This is a genomic window from Desulfovectis peckii (genome assembly GCF_055391705.1).
The window spans coordinates 1,342,347-1,362,072 of the sequence record NZ_AP042409.1 but is presented as its reverse complement, the minus strand read 5'-3'; the positions used below and the strand labels follow the sequence as shown (position 1 = coordinate 1,362,072).

The 19,726-nt window shown below is 48.0% G+C and carries 24 protein-coding genes; 21 read left to right on the top strand and 3 right to left on the bottom strand.

From position 1 onward, the window contains the following. Positions 1–20: 20 nt before the first annotated feature. Positions 21–1,826, bottom strand: coding sequence for an NADH-ubiquinone oxidoreductase-F iron-sulfur binding region domain-containing protein (locus ACZ5NG_RS06790; RefSeq protein ID WP_464251067.1), 1,806 nt, complete (start codon positions 1,824–1,826; stop codon positions 21–23). Positions 1,827–1,840: 14 nt separating this feature from the next. Then, positions 1,841–2,278 (bottom strand): NADH-quinone oxidoreductase subunit NuoE, encoded by a 438-nt coding sequence (gene nuoE / locus ACZ5NG_RS06785; RefSeq protein WP_464253121.1) that lies wholly within the window; start codon positions 2,276–2,278, stop codon positions 1,841–1,843. Positions 2,279–2,565: 287 nt separating this feature from the next. Here nuoE and ACZ5NG_RS06780 point away from each other — a divergent pair, with 287 nt between their 5' ends. The 7 genes from ACZ5NG_RS06780 to ACZ5NG_RS06750 all read left to right on the top strand — a co-directional run bounded on the left by ACZ5NG_RS06780 (position 2,566) and on the right by ACZ5NG_RS06750 (position 9,266). After that, positions 2,566–3,300 (top strand): GntR family transcriptional regulator, encoded by a 735-nt coding sequence (locus tag ACZ5NG_RS06780; protein WP_464251066.1) that lies wholly within the window; start codon positions 2,566–2,568, stop codon positions 3,298–3,300. After that, positions 3,272–3,895, top strand: a complete 624-nt coding sequence (locus ACZ5NG_RS06775; protein ID WP_464251065.1) for a chromate transporter — start codon at positions 3,272–3,274, stop codon at positions 3,893–3,895. Before ACZ5NG_RS06780 ends, ACZ5NG_RS06775 begins: the two co-directional genes overlap by 29 nt. A 224-nt stretch (positions 3,896–4,119) precedes the next feature. After that, on the top strand, positions 4,120–4,923 hold the full coding sequence (mtnP, locus tag ACZ5NG_RS06770; RefSeq protein ID WP_464253120.1) for an S-methyl-5'-thioadenosine phosphorylase: 804 nt from the start codon (positions 4,120–4,122) through the stop codon (positions 4,921–4,923). 8 nt (positions 4,924–4,931) lie between these two features. Further along, entirely contained in the window at positions 4,932–6,011 is a 1,080-nt protein-coding gene (mtnA, locus tag ACZ5NG_RS06765; protein WP_464251064.1) for an S-methyl-5-thioribose-1-phosphate isomerase, read from the top strand. Beyond that, positions 6,004–7,260, top strand: a complete 1,257-nt coding sequence (locus tag ACZ5NG_RS06760) for an adenosylhomocysteinase (RefSeq protein ID WP_464251063.1) — start codon at positions 6,004–6,006, stop codon at positions 7,258–7,260. The genes mtnA and ACZ5NG_RS06760 overlap by 8 nt, the downstream gene beginning before the upstream one ends. A 21-nt stretch (positions 7,261–7,281) precedes the next feature. Beyond that, a complete protein-coding gene (locus ACZ5NG_RS06755; protein WP_464251062.1) occupies positions 7,282–7,944 on the top strand; it encodes a class II aldolase/adducin family protein in 663 nt (220 codons plus the stop codon). Positions 7,945–7,961: 17 nt separating this feature from the next. Next, complete coding sequence (locus ACZ5NG_RS06750; RefSeq protein WP_464251061.1) at positions 7,962–9,266, top strand: amidohydrolase; 1,305 nt, start codon at positions 7,962–7,964, stop codon at positions 9,264–9,266. 59 nt (positions 9,267–9,325) lie between these two features. Here ACZ5NG_RS06750 and ACZ5NG_RS06745 read toward each other — a convergent pair whose 3' ends face one another. Continuing rightward, positions 9,326–10,750 carry an aspartate aminotransferase family protein gene (locus ACZ5NG_RS06745; RefSeq protein ID WP_464251060.1) on the bottom strand — a complete coding sequence of 475 codons (1,425 nt, stop codon included), beginning with the start codon at positions 10,748–10,750 and terminating at the stop codon, positions 9,326–9,328. A 155-nt stretch (positions 10,751–10,905) separates the two neighbouring features. Between ACZ5NG_RS06745 and ylxM the strand changes: the two genes are divergently transcribed. The 14 genes from ylxM to ACZ5NG_RS06675 all read left to right on the top strand — a co-directional run bounded on the left by ylxM (position 10,906) and on the right by ACZ5NG_RS06675 (position 19,697). After that, positions 10,906–11,256, top strand: coding sequence for a YlxM family DNA-binding protein (ylxM, locus tag ACZ5NG_RS06740; RefSeq protein WP_464251059.1), 351 nt, complete (start codon positions 10,906–10,908; stop codon positions 11,254–11,256). A gap of 24 nt (positions 11,257–11,280) precedes the next feature. Further along, positions 11,281–12,618 (top strand): signal recognition particle protein, encoded by a 1,338-nt coding sequence (gene ffh / locus ACZ5NG_RS06735; RefSeq protein ID WP_464251058.1) that lies wholly within the window; start codon positions 11,281–11,283, stop codon positions 12,616–12,618. 46 nt (positions 12,619–12,664) lie between these two features. Then, positions 12,665–12,913, top strand: a complete 249-nt coding sequence (rpsP, locus tag ACZ5NG_RS06730; RefSeq protein WP_464251057.1) for a 30S ribosomal protein S16 — start codon at positions 12,665–12,667, stop codon at positions 12,911–12,913. 41 nt (positions 12,914–12,954) lie between these two features. Beyond that, entirely contained in the window at positions 12,955–13,182 is a 228-nt protein-coding gene (locus ACZ5NG_RS06725) for a KH domain-containing protein (protein ID WP_464251056.1), read from the top strand. A 48-nt stretch (positions 13,183–13,230) separates the two neighbouring features. Further along, positions 13,231–13,671, top strand: coding sequence for a YlqD family protein (locus ACZ5NG_RS06720; protein WP_464251055.1), 441 nt, complete (start codon positions 13,231–13,233; stop codon positions 13,669–13,671). Further along, complete coding sequence (gene rimM, locus ACZ5NG_RS06715) at positions 13,672–14,184, top strand: ribosome maturation factor RimM (protein ID WP_464251054.1); 513 nt, start codon at positions 13,672–13,674, stop codon at positions 14,182–14,184. It abuts the gene before it with no gap. Beyond that, a complete protein-coding gene (gene trmD, locus ACZ5NG_RS06710; RefSeq protein ID WP_464251053.1) occupies positions 14,184–14,945 on the top strand; it encodes a tRNA (guanosine(37)-N1)-methyltransferase TrmD in 762 nt (253 codons plus the stop codon). The genes rimM and trmD overlap by 1 nt, the downstream gene beginning before the upstream one ends. A gap of 106 nt (positions 14,946–15,051) precedes the next feature. Then, positions 15,052–15,399, top strand: coding sequence for a 50S ribosomal protein L19 (gene rplS, locus ACZ5NG_RS06705; protein ID WP_464253119.1), 348 nt, complete (start codon positions 15,052–15,054; stop codon positions 15,397–15,399). Between the two features lie 132 nt (positions 15,400–15,531). Further along, positions 15,532–16,098, top strand: coding sequence for a signal peptidase I (lepB, locus tag ACZ5NG_RS06700; protein WP_464251052.1), 567 nt, complete (start codon positions 15,532–15,534; stop codon positions 16,096–16,098). Positions 16,099–16,153: 55 nt separating this feature from the next. Beyond that, on the top strand, positions 16,154–17,002 hold the full coding sequence (gene ylqF, locus ACZ5NG_RS06695) for a ribosome biogenesis GTPase YlqF (protein ID WP_464253118.1): 849 nt from the start codon (positions 16,154–16,156) through the stop codon (positions 17,000–17,002). Positions 17,003–17,006: 4 nt separating this feature from the next. Further along, positions 17,007–17,804 carry a ribonuclease HII gene (locus tag ACZ5NG_RS06690; RefSeq protein WP_464251051.1) on the top strand — a complete coding sequence of 266 codons (798 nt, stop codon included), beginning with the start codon at positions 17,007–17,009 and terminating at the stop codon, positions 17,802–17,804. Positions 17,805–18,379: 575 nt separating this feature from the next. After that, positions 18,380–18,736 (top strand): NADH-quinone oxidoreductase subunit A, encoded by a 357-nt coding sequence (locus ACZ5NG_RS06685; protein WP_464251050.1) that lies wholly within the window; start codon positions 18,380–18,382, stop codon positions 18,734–18,736. Continuing rightward, positions 18,727–19,284: an NADH-quinone oxidoreductase subunit B gene (locus tag ACZ5NG_RS06680; protein ID WP_464251049.1), complete on the top strand. Its 558-nt coding sequence runs from the start codon at positions 18,727–18,729 to the stop codon at positions 19,282–19,284. The genes ACZ5NG_RS06685 and ACZ5NG_RS06680 overlap by 10 nt, the downstream gene beginning before the upstream one ends. Next, positions 19,266–19,697 (top strand): NADH-quinone oxidoreductase subunit C, encoded by a 432-nt coding sequence (locus ACZ5NG_RS06675; protein ID WP_464251048.1) that lies wholly within the window; start codon positions 19,266–19,268, stop codon positions 19,695–19,697. The genes ACZ5NG_RS06680 and ACZ5NG_RS06675 overlap by 19 nt, the downstream gene beginning before the upstream one ends. Positions 19,698–19,726: the final 29 nt, after the last annotated feature.

Sequence of the window (19,726 nt, the reverse complement as noted above, 5' to 3'; positions counted from 1 at the left end):
TTTCCACTCCTTTGGTGCGTTTATTTCTTCATTACGGCACCGAATTTACATGTGCTGATACAGTTGCCGCACTTAATACAGCTTGCGGTGTTAATGACATGGGCTTGTTTTCGCTCCCCGGTGATGGCATTGGCCGGGCAAGAGCGAGCGCAAGCACCGCAGCCTTTGCATAATTGCGGGTTGATGGTATACTGCAGCAGGTTGGGGCAGACGCCGGCCGGACAGCGTTTTTGGTAGATATGGGCTTCGTATTCATCCCGGAAGTAGCGCAGTGTACTGAGCACCGGATTGGGGGCGCTTTTGCCCAAACCGCACAGTGATGCACTGCAAATCGTCTTGGCCAGCCGCTCTAAGTCATTAAGATCCTGCGGCTCACCGTTGCCGTCACAAATTTTAGTTAAAATTTCCAGCATGCGCAACGTGCCTTCCCGGCAGGGGGTGCACTTGCCGCAGGATTCGTTCTTGGTAAAATTTAAGAAAAACCGCGCCAAATCAACCATACAGGTGCTGTCATCCACTACCACCAGGCCGCCGGAGCCCATCATGGCACCTGCCTTACTTAAAGAATCATAATCAATGGGCAAATCCAAGTACTCCGCCGGGATGCAGCCGCCGGACGGCCCGCCGGCCTGCACCGCTTTAAATTTGCCGTTATTGGGAATACCGCCGCCGATATCAAAAATAATTTTTCTTAACGTAGTGCCCATTGGCACTTCCACCAAACCGGTATTCACTACCTTGCCGGTGAGGGAAAATATTTTCGTGCCTTTGCTGTTTTCGGTACCGATGGCGGAATACCAATCCGCACCTTTTAACAATATTATCGGTACGTTGGCAAAGGTTTCTACGTTGTTTAAAGTAGTGGGCTTACCCCATAAACCTTTTTCGGTGGAACGGGCGACTTTCACCCGCGGCATACCGCGATTGCCCTCAATAGAGCTCATCAGTGCCGTGCCTTCGCCGCACACAAAGGCACCTGCCCCGGCTTTGATTTTGACATGAAAATTAAAGCCGGAATTTAATATGTTGTTACCTAACAGTCCCTTTTGTTCCGCCTGTTCAATGGCGATTTTTAACCTTTTAATGGCAACGGGGTATTCCGCCCGCACATAAATGTATCCTTCATCGGATCCGGTGGCATAACCGCAGATGGCCATGCCTTCCAGTACCGCATGGGGGTCGCCCTCCAGCAAGTTGCGGTCCATAAATGCCCCGGGGTCGCCTTCATCGGCATTGCAAATGACATATCTTTTATCAGTGATTTGGGCATTTAAAGCACCCTGCCACTTAATGCCGGTGGGGAATCCCGCACCGCCCCGTCCCCGCAGCCCGGATTTTTTTATTTCATCTACCACTTGCTGCGGGGTCATGGTGTGCAGCACTTTTTCCAGCGCCTGATAGCCGCCGTGGGCGAGGCAGTCTTCAATATCCTCAGGGTTAATTATGCCGCAGCGGCTGAGCACTATTTTTTGCTGGCGGGCGTAGAAGGGCACCTGATCATAGGATCTTATTTTATTTTCCGTTTCCGGATCAGTGTATAACAGCCTGTCCACCGGCCGGCCGCAAAGCAGCCCGTCTATAATCTCTGCGGCATCATTTTCGCTGACACGGGTGTAAAATATTTTGCCGGGCTGCACCGTAACAATGGGGCCCTGCTCACAAAATCCGTGACAGCCAATTGGCTTAACTAAAATTTGACCGTCTAAACCGCGCCTTGCTACTTCTGCTTGCAGACTTTCCAGTACCTTTAAAGAGCCGGATGATGAACAGCCGCCGGCACAAACGGATAGGGTATGTCGGTATTGTTCGGTTGGGTTCGGCAACAAAAAAACCTCCGTTCCTACTTATATTGTTTCAGGACTTCTTTCACTTTGTCCGGGGTGAGACGGCCGTAGGTATCGTCGTTTACCATCATGGCGGGAGCAAGTCCGCAGGCACCAAGACAAGCCACCGTTTCTAACGTAAAACGCAAATCTTCAGTGGTGCCGCCGCTTTTCAAGCCTAAGGCTTTTTCAATGCTTTCTAACAGCCGTTCAGCACCGCGCACATGACAGGCAGTGCCGGTACAAACGCGAATGACGTGGCGACCCCGGGGTTGCAGGTGAAACTGGGCGTAAAAGGTAGCTACCCCAAAGACTTTGCTGGGGGGCAGTTTAAGTTCTCGGGCTATTTGCCTTATTACCCTTTCCGGCAAATAACCGTAAATTTCTTGCGCTTCCTGTAACAGCGGAATTAATGCCCCGGGTTCGCCCTTGTATTTTTGCAAAGCAGTTTGCATTGCCAACTGCTTCGGATCCTGATCATGGCAACGGCATGCAGACAAAATCTTTACCTCCTGTCTTAAAATCATAATGTAATAGCAATCAACTAATATTATTTAAACATAAAGTGGGTTAAATGTAATTAAGAAAAATCATACAATAAGGGGAGTTTGCCGGCTTTGTCGGGCCTTATGTTTTTTGGAGGGATATTTTAGTGAAAATTTTGCCGGTATAACTCTTGCTCAGGTAAAATAAAGCCGCTAAAATTGTGGTATACCATATACCAAAAAAGGAGGGTGGCAAGGTGGCGGAAGAGGAGTTAAAACCGGTCACCGATGCCCAGCAGATGCGGGATCAAGTTTATCAGCGCTTGCGCCGGGCGATTTTTCAAGGGCGGTTAAAGCCTGGAGAACGCCTGGTAGAAAGGAAACTGGCCGAACAGTTAGGGGTTAGCCGCACGCCGGTGCGGGAGGCAATCCGCATGTTGGAATTGGAAGGTTTGGTATACCATCAACCGCGCATTGGGGCAGTTGTTGCTGAAATTGACGATTCTGAAGTACTGGAAATATACCGCATACGGGCGGTGCTGGAGGGTTTGGCTGCCCGCATGGCCGCAGAAAGAATAGAACCGGAAGGGCTAACAGAGTTGGAATTGCTTTATGAAAAAATGCAAAAAACTCTCGTTGAAGACCCCGCTAATGTGGATAAAGTGCACCGGGAATTTAATGATTTGATTTATCGGGCTGCCGGCAGCCCCCGCCTATATAACATGGTAACCACGCTGGCAGATTATGTAATCAGGTATGCCAACATCGGTTATTCCAATCCCGAGCGGCTAAGGCAGGCAAACAACGAACACCGCCAGTTGCTGGAGGCAATTAAGTTGCGTGACGGCGATCTGGCCGAGCGGGTAGCCAGAGAACACATTGAAAATTCAAAACGGGCTTATTTTAGAGAAATAAAAAAGCTTGTCAGTGTTACTGATGATGAGTTAGGGAGGAATGAAGACAATGGCCAATCAAGTGGAACAACAAAGTAATGAAAACAAGGGCAGAAAAAAAGAAGTAAAAACGGCGGCAGTTGCTGCCGTGGCGGCCGTACCCTTTTATATTTTAATTTGGCAGTTGTTTATTGCCTTTACCCGGGCAAACATATTTGCCTTTGGGGGAGGGCCGAGCGCCATTCCCTTAATTCAGCAAGAGGTGGTAGATCATTATAAGTGGCTTACTACCGAAGAGTTTACCGATGCCCTGGCGATGGGCAACTCCCTGCCCGGCCCGATTGCCACCAAAATGTCGGCTTATGTCGGATATAAAATGGCCGGATTTTTGGGGGCGGCGGCGGCACTGGCCGGCACCGTACTGCCCACCGCCATTGCGATGGTTGGTTTGGCCGGTATATACATGAAATACAAAGATACCCCGCAAATGGCGGGAATGCTGAAGGCAGTGCGCCCGGTGGTAGTGGTTTTGTTGATTCAGGTAGCGTGGGAGATGGGCTTGAAATCTTTTCCCATACCGGTTACCTGGGTAATTGCCTTAGTAGCCTTCGTACTGCTTTTTTATTTTAAAGTGCACCCCATCTTTTTAATTGTCGTTTCCATGCTGTTTGGGTACTTTTTCTTAACGAATTAGTAAGCATTAAATTCCCGGCATTTTTTAATATGTATAGAGCAGGCGGCATTGGTGTATTATACCGACGGAATGCCTTTAAAACCGACTAACCTGCCTTGAGGCGGAAAGAGGGTTAAATAGTGCATAATTTGGATCTGGCGCAAAGGAAATTCCCGCCAATAAGGCGAATAATTGGTGCATGTGCTTGCCTGTAACTACTATTAGATTGGAGGTTGAAAATTAAAATGACCGTTTCAATGGCGATTATCGGTGGCACTGGGGTATATGACCCCAATATCCTAGAAAATATTCGTGATGAAAGTGTAAGCACCCCTTACGGTGATATCACCGTAAAAATAGGCGAATATCAAGGCAAGGCGGTGGCCTTTTTGAATCGCCACGGTGCCGGCCATTCCGTGCCGCCACATTTGGTGAATTATCGGGCTAATATTGCCGGCTTGAAAAAATTAGGTGTTAAAAGCATTATTGCCACGGCGGCAGTAGGTTCTTTAAACCCGAGCATGAAGCCAGGTGATTTTGTTTTTGTAGATCAGTTTTTAGATTTTACCAAAAACCGCAAGTCCACTTTTTTTGAAGGTGGCGAGCATGGGGTAGTGCATGTGGACGTAACAGACCCCTACTGCCCCGAGCTGCGCAAAGTAATGGTTGAAGTAGCATCCGGCTTGAATTTAAGCTATCATAAGGGCGGTGTTTATGTCACCACTGAAGGCCCACGTTACGAAACACCGGCGGAGATCAAAATGTTCCGTTTGCTGGGTGGCGACTTGGTTGGCATGACCAGTGTGCCGGAAGTGGTTTTGGCAAGAGAAGCGGAAATGTGCTATGCTACCGTTTGCATGGTAACCAATTTTGCCGCCGGCATATCGGAATATCCTTTAACCCACAAAGAGGTACTGGATGTGATGGCGCAAAACTCGGCAAACCTGCGCAAGTTGGCAATGGGTACAATTGCCAAGCTGTCTGTTGACCGTACCTGCCGCTGCCATTCAGCAATTGAAGGACGGATGGATGAACTGTTGAAAGGATGATTCGCTAAATGAAAACAATGTACTGGGAGGACGACAAGCTATATATTCTCGATCAAACCAAAATTCCCGGCAGTGTTGAATATATCGAAGCTAAAGATGTAGAAACGGTGGCAAAGGCCATTAAACGGCTCAGTGTGCGGGGAGCACCGGCAATCGGCGCGGCTGCCGCTTACGGCATGGTACTGGGCGCCAACAGCATTACCGCCACCGACAGAGAAAAGTTTTTAGCTGAACTGGGCAGGATTGGCTATCAGCTGACAACAACCCGGCCGACGGCGGTTAATCTGCGCTGGGCGGTTGACCGCATGTTGGCCAAAGCCCGGGAAAGTGGAGATTTAGACCTTGCCGATATAAAAAAGCTGCTGTTGGAAGAGGCGCATACCATTTTTTGCGAAGACCTGGAAGCCAATCGGCAAATGGGTGCATACGGTCAGCAGCTGGTGCCGCAAAAAGCGGCCATACTTACCCACTGCAACGCCGGTGCACTGGCCACGGCCGGCTACGGTACGGCGTTAGGCGTCATTCGTGCCGCCCATCAAGCGGGTAAGGAAATTCAAGTTTATGCCGATGAAACCCGCCCGCTGCTGCAGGGGGCGCGGCTTACCGCCTGGGAATTAATGCAGGATGGAATTCCCGTCACCTTAATTACCGATAACATGGCCGGTTATTTGATGTCTTTGGGCAAGGTGGATTTGGTAATCGTGGGCGCGGATCGCATTACCGCCAACGGAGACGTAGCCAATAAAATCGGTACATATGGATTGGCCGTGCTGGCTCATGCCCATAACATTCCTTTCTATGTAGCGGCACCGATATCAACGCTGGACTTAAGTCTGCCTTCCGGTGATCAGATTACCATTGAAGAGCGGGATGTAGAAGAAGTGACCAAATTCGGAGGAATGCAGGTGGCGCCGGCCGGTGTGAAAGTGTGGAACCCGGCTTTTGACGTCACACCCAACAATTTGGTTGCCGCCATTATTACCGAGCGCGGGGTAGTTAAACCGCCTTATACTGAGAACCTGAAAAAAATTGTGCAAAAGCCGTCGCCTCAAGAACAATGCAAGAATAGGGGGATAAAACATGACTGATTACTTGGTACGGGACATCAACCTGGCCCCGGAAGGTCGGTTGAAAATAGATTGGGTAAGGGCGCACATGCCGGTATTAAATGCCATTCGGGCAGATTTTGAAAAAGAAAAACCTTTTCAAGGAGTAAAAATAGCGGTAAGCATTCACCTGGAGGCAAAAACCGCTTATTTGGCGGAAGTGCTGGCCGCAGGCGGGGCGGATGTTTCCATCACCGGCTCAAATCCCCTTTCCACCCAGGACGATGTAGCCGCCGCCCTGGCAACGGCAGGGATTCAGGTTTACTCTTGGTACAACGCCACCGCTGCGGAATATAAAGACCACTTGCTGCGCGTTTTAGACAACGGGCCGGATATCGTCATTGACGACGGCGGTGACTTGGTTCATTTGCTCCACACCGAGCGGCAGGACTTGGCGGCCAATGTTATCGGCGGCTGTGAAGAAACCACTACCGGTGTGCTGCGCCTACGTGCACTGGAGCGTGACGGTGCCTTAAAGTTTCCCATGATTGCGGTAAACGACGCTTACTGTAAACACTTATTTGACAACCGCTACGGCACCGGGGAGTCGGTGTGGTCCGGCATTATGCGCACCACCAACTTGATTGCCGCCGGCAAAAATGTTGTGGTGATGGGCTACGGCTGGTGCGGCAAAGGTATCGCCATGCGGGCGAAGGGTTTGGGGGCAAAGGTAATTGTTACCGAAGTGGATCCCATCAAAGCCATCGAAGCACATATGGACGGTTTTCAGGTAATGAACAGTATTGAGGCCGCTAAAATCGGCGATATCTTTATTACCGCCACCGGCTGTAAGGACGTGCTTTCCGCCAAACATTATCAAGTAATGAAAGACGGAGCAATTATGTGCAATGCCGGGCACTTTGACGTAGAAATAAACAAACCCGATTTAGAGGGGCTTTCTACCGGCAACCGGCGCGTGCGCAACAACATTCAAGAATATTCCCTGCCGGACGGACGCAGGTTGTATTTACTGGCTGAAGGCCGGTTGGTAAACTTGGCTGCCGGTGACGGTCACCCGGCGGAAATCATGGATCTGTCTTTTGCCCTGCAGGCCCTGTCGGCAAAGTACGTTTTAGAAAATGGGAGTAAACTAAAACGGCAGGTTTACAATGTGCCGCAAGAAATTGACGCCGATGTGGCCAACATTAAACTTAAATCCCTGGGGATCAAGATCGATGAGCTGTCACCGGAGCAAAAGCAGTACATCAATGCCTGGAATCACGCCGAATAAGCCATAAGGAGACTGACTTTTATGACAGGCCTTAGCGTAGAAAAAGCTCGCAGGCTCGTGGCAGCCTACGGAAAAAAGATGGCCGCCGCTCAACTGGTGCCGGGTACCTGGGGCAACCTTTCCTGCCTGGTGCCGAAAGAAAAACTGCTGGTAATTACACCCAGTGGAGTGGATTACGCCCACATTAGGCCGGATATGACGGTGGTAGTGGATATGCAGGGTGAAGTGGTTCAGGGTGACTTAAAGCCCTCCAGCGAACTGAAAGTACACCTGGCAATTTACCGAGGGAGAGCGGATGTACAGGCGGTAGTACACACCCACAGTATTTATGCCTGCGCACTGGCGGTTGCCCGCTCTGCACTGCCGCCGATATTGGAAGACATGGCTGCACTGGTTGGCGGCGGAGTGCCGGTAGCGGAATATGCCTTGGCGGGAACTGAGCAGCTGGCAATTAATACCGTAAAAGCTTTGGGAACGGGCAATGCGGTATTAATGGCTAACCACGGCCTGGTCGGTGTAGGCAGGACCCTGGAAGAAGCATTGGCGGTTTGTGAAATGGTGGAACGCTGTGCGCAAATATATCTGCTGGCCAAACAGGCCGGCAGCCCGGCTGCGCTAAGTGAGCAGGACGTTAACAGCTTGAGAGATTTTTATGTGCATAAATACGGTCAAAAGAAAGAGTAATCTGCGGAGGTGGATCCGTGTCCAAAATAATTATACGCAATGTAGATATCCTGCCCATGACCGGTGACAAGACAGTGATTGCCAAGGGTGAGATAGCCATTTCCGGCAATAAGCTGCTGGCGGTGGGGGAACAAGGCTGTATTCCGCCTGACTTTGCCCCGGAAATAGAAATTGACGGCAGCGGCATGGTGGCTATGCCCGGCTTTATTAACTGCCACACCCACGCGGCGATGACGCTGCTGCGCGGTTATGCCGACGACCTGCCGTTAATGGAGTGGTTGAATGACAAAATCTGGCCGATAGAAGCCAAAATGATACCGGAAGACATTTATTACGGCAGCCTGCTGGCCTGCCTGGAAATGATTAAATCCGGCACCACCACTTTTGTGGATATGTATGACATGATGGAGCAGGTGGCCAAAGCCGCAGAAATAAGCGGTATGCGGGCTGTGTTATCCCGCGGTTTAATCGGTGTTAACCCTAACGGCCGGCAGGCGCTGGAGGAAAGCAAAGAGTTTGTTAAACAGTACCACAATACCGCCAATGGGCGGATAACCGCGATGTTGGGGCCCCATGCCCCCTATACCTGCCCGCCGGACTATTTGGAGAAGGTAATGGAGGCGGCAGAGGAGCTAAAAGTAGGCTTGCACATTCACTTGGCGGAAACCCAGACGGAGTACAACGACATGCTAAAACAATACGGCAAAACGCCCATTCAGCATGTGGCCGATCTCGGTTTGTTTAAATACCCCACCCTGGCCGCCCACTGCGTTTATGTAGATGACCGTGACATTCAAATTTTGGCGGAAAACAAGGTCGGCGTGGCTCACAATCCGGAGAGCAACATGAAGCTGGCCAGCGGTATTGCACCGGTACCCAAAATGCTCAATGCCGGTGTGAAAGTGGGCTTGGGCACAGACGGAGCGTCCAGCAACAACAACTTGGATATGCTGGAAGAAATGCGCACCGCCGCCCTGCTGCACAAATTAGCCAATATGGATCCCACCGTCATGCCAGCCTATCGGGCGGTGGAAATGGCCACCTACGGCGGGGCCCAGGTGTTGGGCATGGCAGGAAAAATAGGCCAGTTAAAACCGGGCTTGCTGGCGGATGTTATTTTGGTAAATCTCCAAGCGCCGCACTTCTACCCGCGTCATGATTACTACGCTCACCTGGTTTATGCCGCCCACAGTGCGGATGTGCAAACGGTAATCATTGACGGCGAGCTGGTGATGAAAGATCGCCGGGTGCTGACCCTTGATGAGGAAGAAGTGATGAGGAAAACGGAAGAATGTGCCGCCAAGCTGCTAAAAAGACAGTAAAAAAGGGGCCGGAGTACTGCGCAACTAAGGGTGCGCTGTACTTCAGCCCTTAAAATTTTTTACGATTTCTTTTTCAAGCTTTTTAGAATAGTCTTGGCACTGGAAGCGGCAATGCTGATAAAGCCTTTATGGCTGCTTAAAATTTCATCCAGCGCATCAATTACCCGGTCAAGCTGCCGGTAGCTGACAATAAGCGGCGGTTCCAGGCGGATGACGTTGGGGTTGTTCAGGGTAAAGGCGGTAATAATGCCGTATTTGTTTAGCAGTTCGCCGGCAACCAGGCTGCCCATATATTCCTCAGAAAGTTTGGTTAAGGCGCCCAAAGTGGCCTTATAAGCCAAACCTTTTTGTTGGGCAAACTCAATGCCGATGAGCAAGCCCCGACCGCGCACATCGGCCAGCAGGGGGTGCTTTTCTTTTAATTCGTTAAGTCTATTGAGGAAATACTCGCCTTTTTCCTTGGCCGCGGCAATTAAATTTTCATTATAAATAGTTTCTATGGTCGCCAAGGCCGCTGCACAGGCGCGAGTGTTTCCGCCAAAAGTGGAAGTGTGTAAATATGCCTTCTCTAAACTGCCGTATGCCCGCTGCCAAATTTCATCGGTGGTGATGTAGGCACCCATCGGCATAACACCGCCGCCCAAAGATTTGGCTAAACACATGATATCCGGCACCAGGTCCTCACCTTCGCAGGCAAACATGTAACCGGTGCGGCCCATGCCGGTTTGCACCTCATCGGCGATGAACAGCGTACCATACCGGTGGCATAGCTCTAAAGCTTTTTTTAGATAACCGGGCGGGGGTAGGTGAATGCCCCCTTCCCCTTGAATGGGCTCAACAATAAAAGCGGCGATGTCATTACCTTTGAGCAGCCCGGCTAATGTATCTAAATCACCGAAGGGCACCGATATACAACCGGACAGCAGCGGTTGAAAGGCCTTTTGGTATTTTTCCCTGCCGGTTACCGACAAAGCGCCAAAAGTTTTGCCGTGGAAGGAATTTTGGCAGTAAATCACTTTCTGTCTGCCCGTTGCCGCCCGGGCTAATTTTAATGCTCCCTCTACTGCCTCAGCACCGCTGTTGCAAAAAAAACAGCGCTGCAGGTTGCCCGGCGTAATTTTAGCCAAGTTGGCGGCCAAAGCACCGGCCAATGTGCCCAGTGAAGCCTGCAGCAAATTAGGCAGTTGGTTGACTTTCTCCAATGCCTGAATTACTTTCGGGTGGTTGTGGCCTAAGTTAAGGGAACCGTAACCGCCGAGAAAGTCTAAATATTCCCGGCCTTCACTGTCCCAAACGGAAGCACCGGCCGCTTTAACGTAATGGTTATCGAAATTCAACAGTCCCAGCATGGTAGCCAAGCTGGAATTTATGTATTTCTTATGATATTCCCTGACCTCCGTCCTGCTCAAACTTAACGCTTCGTCTAAAGTTAAAACACCCGCCGGTAAGCTGTTTTCATTGACTTGTTCATTTAGTCGTTCCATCTTTCACCCTCCCAAAGAAATTATACCCTGCTTTTAATTTGTTTCAAACCCCCATTGTCATAGTTAAGCACTTGACAGCGATAGCATTATTCAGTAAAATCTTCTCTGTAAAGCTGATTACCTTTATAGTAAGAAGGCACGGGGGCCATCCTTAAATGGAAAGAGTCATCTGGGTTACTTTGTTGTACGACTTTTACGGCCAACTGCTGACCGAGCGGCAGCAGCGCTTCATTGAACTTTATTACGGCCAAGATTTATCTCTAGGTGAGATTGCCGATGAATACAATGTTACCCGGCAAGCGGTACACGATACCTTAAAACGGGCAGAGAAGATTCTTACCGATTATGAACAAAAGCTGGGCCTAGTCAAGAAATTCATGGCTGAAAGAAAAAAAGTTACTGAAGCGCTGGAACTGTTAAGGGATTTCCGCCAGGACCAAAATCCCGATAAGCTAAATCGGATCGAAGAAATACTGACTGAGATTTACAAGCAGTTTAGCGAATAATCTCAGTGGGCAGGAGGTGTCCCCTTGTTTCAAAATCTTTCCGAACGGTTGCAGGAAACCTTTAAGAAGTTAAAAGGAAAGGGCAACCTTACCGAAGCTGACGTTAATGAGGCTATGCGCGAAGTGCGGGTGGCACTTTTAGAGGCCGATGTTAACTATAAAGTAGTGAAAGAGTTTGTTGCTCAAGTCAAGGAAAAAGCAGTCGGGCAAGACGTAATGACCAGCTTAACTCCCGGCCAGCAGGTTGTTAAAATTGTTCGCGAACAGCTGATTGAACTGCTGGGCGGCGTACAAAGCAAAATCAATCTTGCTCCTAAGCCGCCGACAATTGTGATGCTTGTTGGCCTGCAGGGTTCCGGTAAAACTACTACCTGCGGCAAACTGGCCAACTTGCTGCGCAAGCAGGGACGGCGTCCGCTGCTGGTTGCCGCCGATATTTACCGCCCGGCAGCCATTAAGCAGTTAGAGGTGCTGGGCAAGCAACTGGATATTCCCGTCTTTACCATGGGGCAGCAAAATCCGGTAGATATTGCCAAAGGGGCGGTGGCCCACGCCAATAAAACGGGGCACGACCTGGTTATCATTGATACCGCCGGCCGCCTGCACATTGACGAAGAATTAATGAATGAACTGGAAAGCATTAAGGCAGCCGTTAAACCCCATGAAATTTTATTGGTCGTTGACGCGATGACCGGTCAGGATGCGGTGAATGTGGCGGACAGTTTTAACCAACGCCTTGGTCTCGACGGCATTGTGATGACCAAGCTGGACGGAGATACCCGGGGCGGGGCTGCTTTATCGGTGCGCAAGGTTACCGGTACGCCGATTAAATTTGTCGGCATGGGAGAAAAACTGGATGCTTTGGAAGTGTTTCACCCCGACCGCATGGCAGATCGCATCTTAGGTATGGGTGATGTGCTGACGCTGATTGAAAAGGCCCAGGCGAATTTGGATGCCGAAGAAACGGAAAAACTGCGCAAAAAGTTAAAAACCGCCACCTTTACCTTAGAAGACTTTTTGGATCAACTGCATCAAATTAAGAAAATGGGGCCGTTAGATCAAATCCTGGCGATGATTCCCGGGATGAGCAAAATTAAAAACATTCAAGAACAGATTGACGAAAAAGAGTTGATTTATGCCGAGGCAATTATCAATTCCATGACCCCCTATGAGCGCCGGCATCCCGAGAAAATTAACGGCAGCAGGCGCAAACGGATTGCCAAAGGCAGCGGTACCAGCGTGCAAGAAGTAAACAGGCTTTTAAAACAGTTTGAGCAAACCCGTAAAATGTTCAAACAGTTTGGCGATATGGAGAAGAACCTGAAAAAAGGTAAAAAGTTAAAAATACCCTTTCCTTTTTAATAGCTGATTGACATTAAGGCATGACTTTAGGAGGAGGTGACACAATATGGCAACTAAAATTCGCTTAAAAAGAATGGGGGCTAAAAAAGCTCCGTTTTATCGCCTGGTAGTGGCGGATTCCCGTTCCCCGCGCGATGGGCGTTTTATTGAAGAAATCGGTTATTATGACCCTCTCAAAAAACCGGCTGTGATCAACATTAACAAAGAGAAGGCATTGGATTGGCTGAAAAAAGGCGCTCAACCTTCGGATACTGTTAAAGAGCTGTTCCAAAAGGCTGGGATACTGGAGAAGTAACGCCCATTGGGGGTAATAACTAGGGAGGGTTTTTCATAATTATGAAAGAATTGGTAGAGATTTTAGCCAAATCCCTTGTTGACCAGCCTGACAAAGTAGACGTAAGAATGATTGAAAAGGAAAAAATGGTAGTGATAGAATTAAGAGTAGCTCCAGAAGATATGGGCAAGGTCATTGGTAAACAAGGCCGCATTGCCCGTGCCATTCGCACGGTGGTGAAGGCGGCGGCAACTAAACAGCAGAAAAAAGTAATGGTAGAAATCATCTAAGGGGGCAGAAAGCCCCCTTAGTATTTCATTATTATGAGGTGTTGAGCAATGCGGGGCATTACAGTAACCAGGCCGGTGGTCGTCAAAGTAAAGGTTACCGAGCGCTATAAAAAAATTGTCGTGACGGAATTGCAAAAGGCGGTACAGCAGCTGGACTTAGAATTGCAGCGCTTAGAGTTTCATAAGAAAAAATTGGCGGCCGAGGCAGCCAAAAAAAACCCCCAGGCGCCGGCCTACATCGAACAACAGTTGGAAAGCCAAATATACGAACGCCGGCAAAAAAAAGAAAGACTGATCGCCAGAATTAAAGAGATAGGTGCGCTGGCACCGGGAACGGAAATTGTTCACGGCCGGGTGGAGAGTTTTACGGAAATAAAAGTGGGGGATAACTGGAACCAAGTAATGAATGTAGAAATACTGGTAGAGGACGGTGTGGTGATCGAGATCAGGCAAGGCCGGCCGGATAGCGACGGAGGTAGCACAGCGTAAATGAAAGAAGAATACATTACCATCGGTGAAATTGTCAACACACAAGGGCATAAGGGAGAGGTGCGCATACTCCCCCTTACCGACTTTCCGGAACGTTTTGCCGCACTAAGGGCAGTCAATGTTTTATTAAATGACAGGCGAGAAGTTTATCACATTGAAAGTGTCCGTCGGCACAAGCAGTTTGTGGTGATTAAGTTTGCCGAAGTTCCGGATATGAATGCCGCCGAGAAGCTGAAAGGCGCTTTACTGCAAATAACCCGGGAACAGCTTTGGCCCTTGCAGGAAGGGGAATACTATATATTTGACATCGTCGGTTTAGAGGTATATGACGGTCAAGGCACAAAACTGGGCCGGGTGCGGGATGTGCTGCGCACCGGTGCCAACGATGTATATGTGGTGCAGCCGGAAAACGGCAAAGAAATTCTTATCCCGGCCTTGAAGAAGGTAGTTAAAGAAATTGACATTGACAACAACCGCATGGTTGTAGAATTACCGGAAGGGTTGCTGGAATAATGCGTATTGACATATTGACCTTGTTTCCGGAAATGTTTGTCGGGCCCTTTGATGCCAGTATTATTAAACGCGCCCGGGATAAAAAAATATTGGAAATTTACTTGCACAACATCAGAGATTACTCGCAAAACAAACACCGTACCGTAGACGATACCCCCTACGGCGGAGGTGCCGGTATGGTGATGCAGGCCGAACCCCTGTTTAAAGCAATTGAACATCTAAAGCGGCAGGGGGATTTAGGGCGGGTAATTTTAATGACGCCGCAAGGGATTCCCTTTAGTCAAAACTTGGCAAAGGAACTGGCTAAAGAGGAAAGATTGGTGCTGGTGTGCGGCCATTATGAGGGCATTGACGAGCGCTTTATTGAAAAACACGTCACTGACGAAATATCGATTGGCGACTACGTACTTACCGGCGGTGAACTGCCGGCTATGGTGGTGGTTGATGCCGTAGCACGCATGATTCCCGGTGTGCTGGGAGAGCAGGCCTCTGCGGAACAGGATTCCTTTTATAACGGCTTATTGGAGCACCCCCATTACACCAAACCCCGGGAATATCAAGGCTTAAAGGTACCGGAAGTGCTGCTGAGCGGCCATCACCAAAATATCGCTCGCTGGCGGCGCCGCCAGTCGATATTGCGTACACTGGAAAGGCGCCCGGAATTACTGCAAAAAGCGGAGCTAACCGACGAAGATAAAAAGATTCTGCAGGAAGTGTATGAAAAGTTAAAGGATATTATCTATTATATGGGAAAAAGTTGATTTGCTTATGCCGGTTATGTTATAATAAGCGTTGTTTGACTACGGGCGGTCCGCTACCTTAAAATTTATAGAAGGTATGAACGTCCAGCCGGAAGGAGGGACAATGATGAACCTCATACAAGCATTGGAACAGGAATACTTAAAAAATGATATTCCTCAATTTAGAGCCGGTGACACTGTTAGAGTGCACTATAAAGTTATTGAAGGTAACCGCGAGCGGATTCAGGTGTTTGAAGGGGTTGTTATTAAGCGCAGAGGCTCCGGTTTAAGCGAAACCTTTACCGTTCGTCGCGTTTCCTACGGTGTAGGCGTAGAAAGAACTTTTCCGCTGCATAGCCAAAAAATTGATAAAATCGAAGTTGTGCGCCGCGGTCGCGTAAGAAGGGCTAGACTGTACTATCTGCGCAAGTTACAGGGTAAAGCAGCCCGCATTAAAGAACTCAGAAAAAAATAATAATCAAAGGGGACTGGCTTTTGCAGGCAGTCCTCTTTTTGTTATACTTAACTAAATGCCGGTATAAAATGACCGCAGGCGGTTTAAGCCGGTAAACATAAAAAAACGCCAACTGCGGGCAAGGGGGTCAAAATGGGAGACTTTGATAAAAATATAAAAGAACCGACAGATGGGGAAGATACCAAAAAACAGCTATCTTCTTTGCGGGAACTAATTGAGTCTATCGCCATAGCGGTAATATTGGCGGTAATCATTCGCATGTTTATCATTGAACCTTTCTATATCCCTTCCGGTTCAATGGAACCGACATTGCAAATTAATGACCGCATTATTGTCAACAAACTGGCTTATAACTTTGGCGAACCCGAACGGGGTGACATTGTTGTGTTTAAATACCCTAAAGACCCTTCGCGGAACTTTGTCAAACGCTTAATTGCCAAGCCGGGAGAAGTGGTAGAGCTGCGCGACAGTAAATTATACATAAACGGTAAACTGATAGAAGAAGACTACCTGCCGGAAGGGATGGAGTATGTGGACTACGGCCCGCTGAAGGTGCCGGAAGGCGAGTACTTTATGCTGGGGGATAATCGGAACTTCAGCGAGGACAGCCGTTTTTGGGGTACCTTGCCGGAAGACAACATTATCGGCAAAGCAGTATTAATCTATTGGCCTATAAACAGAGTTGGCCTAGCCAACTGATACGGTGGTGAGGGTTTTGGAGCAGCAAAGCGTCATTCAGTGGTATCCCGGTCACATGGCTAAAGCCAGGCGCTTAGTGCAAGAGAACCTAAAACTGGTGGATGTAGTGATCGAACTGCTGGATGCCAGAATACCCTATAGCAGTCGCAACCCGATGATCGACAAGATATTGGGCACCAAGCCCCGGTTAGTGGTGCTCAACAAGGCGGATCTTGCGGATCCGACAGTAACCGAACAATGGATACATACTTTCAAAAGCCCTTACATAAATGCCATTGGCCTGGATTCGACAAAAGCCAAAGGTTTTTCTGAAGTGCCCAAACTGGTGAAAATGCTGGCCGCAGATAAAATGCAGAAACTGATTAAATCCGGCCGCCGCCCGCGGGCGGTGCGCTGTATGGTAGTAGGGATACCCAACGTCGGCAAATCTTCATTTATCAATCGCTTATCCCGCCGCAAATCGGCCCAAACCGGCAACAAACCGGGTGTGACCAAAGGCAAGCAAATGATCAAAATACATAAGGATTTAGAGCTGCTGGACACACCCGGTATCCTGTGGCCGAAATTTGAAGATCCGGAAGTAGGTTTCAGGCTGGCAGCTACCGGAGCAATTAAAGACACTATTTTTAACCCGGAAGAAGTAACGGTTTATTTACTAAAAACCCTGCTGAAACAAAGCCAAGCCAACGGCATTGCCGCCAGATATAAGTTAGAGTCTTTGCCCGAAGATCCCTATGTATTGTTAGAAAACATTGGCTTTAAGCGCGGGCTGCTGCAGAGCGGCGGGGTTGTGGACACCGAGAAGGCGGCAGTTTTGTTGCTCAAAGAATTTCAATCCGGTTTAATTGGCCGCATATCCTTAGAAAGGCCAAAGGACGTGGAAATAAACAATATAGGTGAATAATAATATGGATATCTCCAAACTTACCGTTTCACAAATAAAGGATTTGCTCAAAGAGCTGGATGCTGAAAGTGTTGACGGGAACTTGCTGCAGGCTTTAGCCGCTGATTCACGTATCGGTGTACAAAAAATTTATCAGGATTTAATGCGGCAGAGAGAAAAAGATCTCTGCGAAAGAATGAGGCTGGAAAAACTCTTTAAATACGAAGCAAAACTGTACAGTGAAGGAGTGCGCTACATTGCCGGGGTGGATGAAGCGGGAAGAGGTCCCCTTGCCGGACCGGTAGTGGCCGCTGCGGTAATACTGCCGGCAAATGTAAAGCTCTATGGGTTAAATGATTCTAAAAAGTTGTCTGCCGCCAAACGGGAGAAACTGGCCGATAAAATCAAGCAATATGCACTGTGCTGGTCAGTAGGCCTGGCATCGGTAGAAGAAATAAACATGCACAACATCTATCAGGCATCCCTGTTAGCGATGAAAAGAGCCGTTGATAGCCTAAGCCTTAAGCCCGATCACGCACTGGTTGACGGCAGCGGCAGCCCGAAGCTGGCGATACCCTGTACAACAATAGTGGGCGGTGACGGTATCAGTGCCTCTATTGCCGCCGCTTCCATCATTGCCAAAACTACCAGGGATCGCCTGATGAATGAATATCACCAAAAATACCCCCAATATCGTTTTGACAAACACAAAGGCTACCCCACCAAAGAACATCTGGAAGCACTTGCCAAGCATGGCCCATGTAGCATTCACCGTACCGGCTTTGCACCGGTACAACAAGTTGTTAATTTAAAATTGTTTTAAAAATATATTCAAAGATAAACCTGCAAGTAAATCTTGCAGGTTTATTATTTTCCAGAAATGTATTAAAGTGACAAAATATATAAATAATTTATTATTTTCCAGAGATATACTAAAGTACCAAATCCGGGGATGTATTAAAGTGCTAAATTATATAGATAGTTTATTATTCCCCAAGGATGTATCAAAGTAATAAATTATATAGATAATTTAGTATTTTTTCAGAAATGTATTGAAGTACCAAGTTATATAAATAACTAGATAACAAAAGTTGAATGTAAGTTGAAAATATTTATAGCTAAAGATGTTAAATAAAATATTCACAAAATGTAAAACAAAAATTGATATATATCATTTTGTATTGCTTAAACAGTATGTTATAATATTACCCAAAATAAATAATTATTCAAACAATAAATAAAATATATACAATATTAAACTTTGATACAATTTACTAGTAGATTAGTTAATAATAACACTTTGAAACAAGATTTGGATTAAGATGTAATATTTTTTTGTTTCTTTATGTTAAACAATATTAAATAATAATTATTAGTATGGGAAGGAGGTAAGTAGGTATGCTTTCCACCGGTGGTGCTATTTTTATTTTTCTTGTACTCGGATTAATCTTTGGTTTAGGGGGTATATTAGCCTCACTTTTAATTCATCCGCGCCGTAAAAGTGCAATTAAAGAAGAAACATTTGAGTGTGGCCCGCCGACTCAGGGACCGACATGGGTACGGTTTAAAGTTCAATATTTTATCATTGCCTTACTGTTTGTGATTTTTGACGTGGAAACAATATTTTTGTACCCATGGGCGGTTAAGTTTAACAGTATGGGCTTGTTTGCATTTCTAGAAATGATAATTTTTATCTTTATTTTAGTAGTCGGCCTCTGGTATGCCTGGAAGGAGGGAGCGTTGGAATGGAAATAAAGAACACAGACGCTGGAAAACACCCAATTGATGAGCTGACAGATGACGCCGCACTGGCTGAACAGGTTAAGCGAACCGTTTTTCTGGCTCCTTTGGAAAAATTGTTAAATATCGGTCGCGCCAATTCTTTTTGGCCGATGACTTTTGGACTGGCCTGCTGTGCCATTGAAATGATGGCCGCAGCCGGACCGCGTTATGACTTGTCTCGCTTTGGTTATGAGGTTTTTCGCGCTTCACCGCGGCAGGCTGACGTAATGATCATTGCCGGAACCATTACCAAAAAGATGGCTCCCTACATTAGGCGGATTTATGAGCAAATGCCGGAACCTAAGTGGGTTGTGGCCATGGGCAGCTGTGCCATTTCCGGCGGACCTTTTGTTGACTCATATTCCGTTGTCGCCGGGGCAGACAAAGTAGTTCCGGTTGATGTCTACGTTCCCGGCTGCCCGCCGCGACCGGATGCATTAATTCAGGGGATGTTGCTTTTGAAGAAAAAGGTAACCAATCCCAAGGTGGTGGATGAAAAACCATGGAAAGCAATCAAATAATGCAGCAGATAAAAAGTAAATACCCTGCCGTGGAAGTTGACGGGGATTGCCTGTTGGTGCCGACAGAGCAGCTGATATGCGTGCTCAAAGAACTGCGGGAGGAGTATGGCTTTAATTACCTGACGAATGAAACGGCCGTAGATTACAAGGAGTACTTTCAGTTGGTTTACAACATTTGTGCGGTGCCTGACGGCAATACTTTAACGGTAAAAACAAATATTAACCGTGAACAGCCGGAAGTACCGTCAGTTTTTGCAGTGTGGCCCGGTGCCCTATGGCAGGAGCGGGAGATTTTTGATTTGTTTGGCATAAAATTTACCGGCCACCCGGATCTGCGGCGGATACTGCTAGATGACGATTTTGAAGGTTACCCGCTGCGCAAGGACTTTACATGGGTTGGCGGGCGGGATTAACGGCTGGAAAGAGAGGTGTAAGGTATTGC

Excerpts from the sequence above, each read along its gene's own strand:
- rplS (WP_464253119.1), top strand. The coding sequence starts at position 15,052 with ATGAACCTCATACAAGCATTGGAACAGGAATACTTAAAAAATGATATT.
- ACZ5NG_RS06775 (WP_464251065.1), top strand. The coding sequence starts at position 3,272 with ATGGCCAATCAAGTGGAACAACAAAGTAATGAAAACAAGGGCAGAAAA.
- ylqF (WP_464253118.1), top strand. The coding sequence starts at position 16,154 with ATGGCTAAAGCCAGGCGCTTAGTGCAAGAGAACCTAAAACTGGTGGAT.
- trmD (WP_464251053.1), top strand. The coding sequence starts at position 14,184 with ATGCGTATTGACATATTGACCTTGTTTCCGGAAATGTTTGTCGGGCCC.
- ACZ5NG_RS06760 (WP_464251063.1), top strand. The coding sequence starts at position 6,004 with ATGACTGATTACTTGGTACGGGACATCAACCTGGCCCCGGAAGGTCGG.
- ACZ5NG_RS06755 (WP_464251062.1), top strand. The coding sequence starts at position 7,282 with ATGACAGGCCTTAGCGTAGAAAAAGCTCGCAGGCTCGTGGCAGCCTAC.
- ACZ5NG_RS06720 (WP_464251055.1), top strand. The coding sequence starts at position 13,231 with ATGCGGGGCATTACAGTAACCAGGCCGGTGGTCGTCAAAGTAAAGGTT.
- ACZ5NG_RS06745 (WP_464251060.1), bottom strand. The coding sequence starts at position 10,750 with ATGGAACGACTAAATGAACAAGTCAATGAAAACAGCTTACCGGCGGGT.
- ACZ5NG_RS06675 (WP_464251048.1), top strand. The coding sequence starts at position 19,266 with ATGGAAAGCAATCAAATAATGCAGCAGATAAAAAGTAAATACCCTGCC.
- ACZ5NG_RS06680 (WP_464251049.1), top strand. The coding sequence starts at position 18,727 with ATGGAAATAAAGAACACAGACGCTGGAAAACACCCAATTGATGAGCTG.
- rpsP (WP_464251057.1), top strand. The coding sequence starts at position 12,665 with ATGGCAACTAAAATTCGCTTAAAAAGAATGGGGGCTAAAAAAGCTCCG.
- ACZ5NG_RS06690 (WP_464251051.1), top strand. The coding sequence starts at position 17,007 with ATGGATATCTCCAAACTTACCGTTTCACAAATAAAGGATTTGCTCAAA.
- ACZ5NG_RS06685 (WP_464251050.1), top strand. The coding sequence starts at position 18,380 with ATGCTTTCCACCGGTGGTGCTATTTTTATTTTTCTTGTACTCGGATTA.
- rimM (WP_464251054.1), top strand. The coding sequence starts at position 13,672 with ATGAAAGAAGAATACATTACCATCGGTGAAATTGTCAACACACAAGGG.
- ylxM (WP_464251059.1), top strand. The coding sequence starts at position 10,906 with ATGGAAAGAGTCATCTGGGTTACTTTGTTGTACGACTTTTACGGCCAA.
- lepB (WP_464251052.1), top strand. The coding sequence starts at position 15,532 with ATGGGAGACTTTGATAAAAATATAAAAGAACCGACAGATGGGGAAGAT.
- mtnP (WP_464253120.1), top strand. The coding sequence starts at position 4,120 with ATGACCGTTTCAATGGCGATTATCGGTGGCACTGGGGTATATGACCCC.
- nuoE (WP_464253121.1), bottom strand. The coding sequence starts at position 2,278 with ATGCAAACTGCTTTGCAAAAATACAAGGGCGAACCCGGGGCATTAATT.
- ACZ5NG_RS06725 (WP_464251056.1), top strand. The coding sequence starts at position 12,955 with ATGAAAGAATTGGTAGAGATTTTAGCCAAATCCCTTGTTGACCAGCCT.
- mtnA (WP_464251064.1), top strand. The coding sequence starts at position 4,932 with ATGAAAACAATGTACTGGGAGGACGACAAGCTATATATTCTCGATCAA.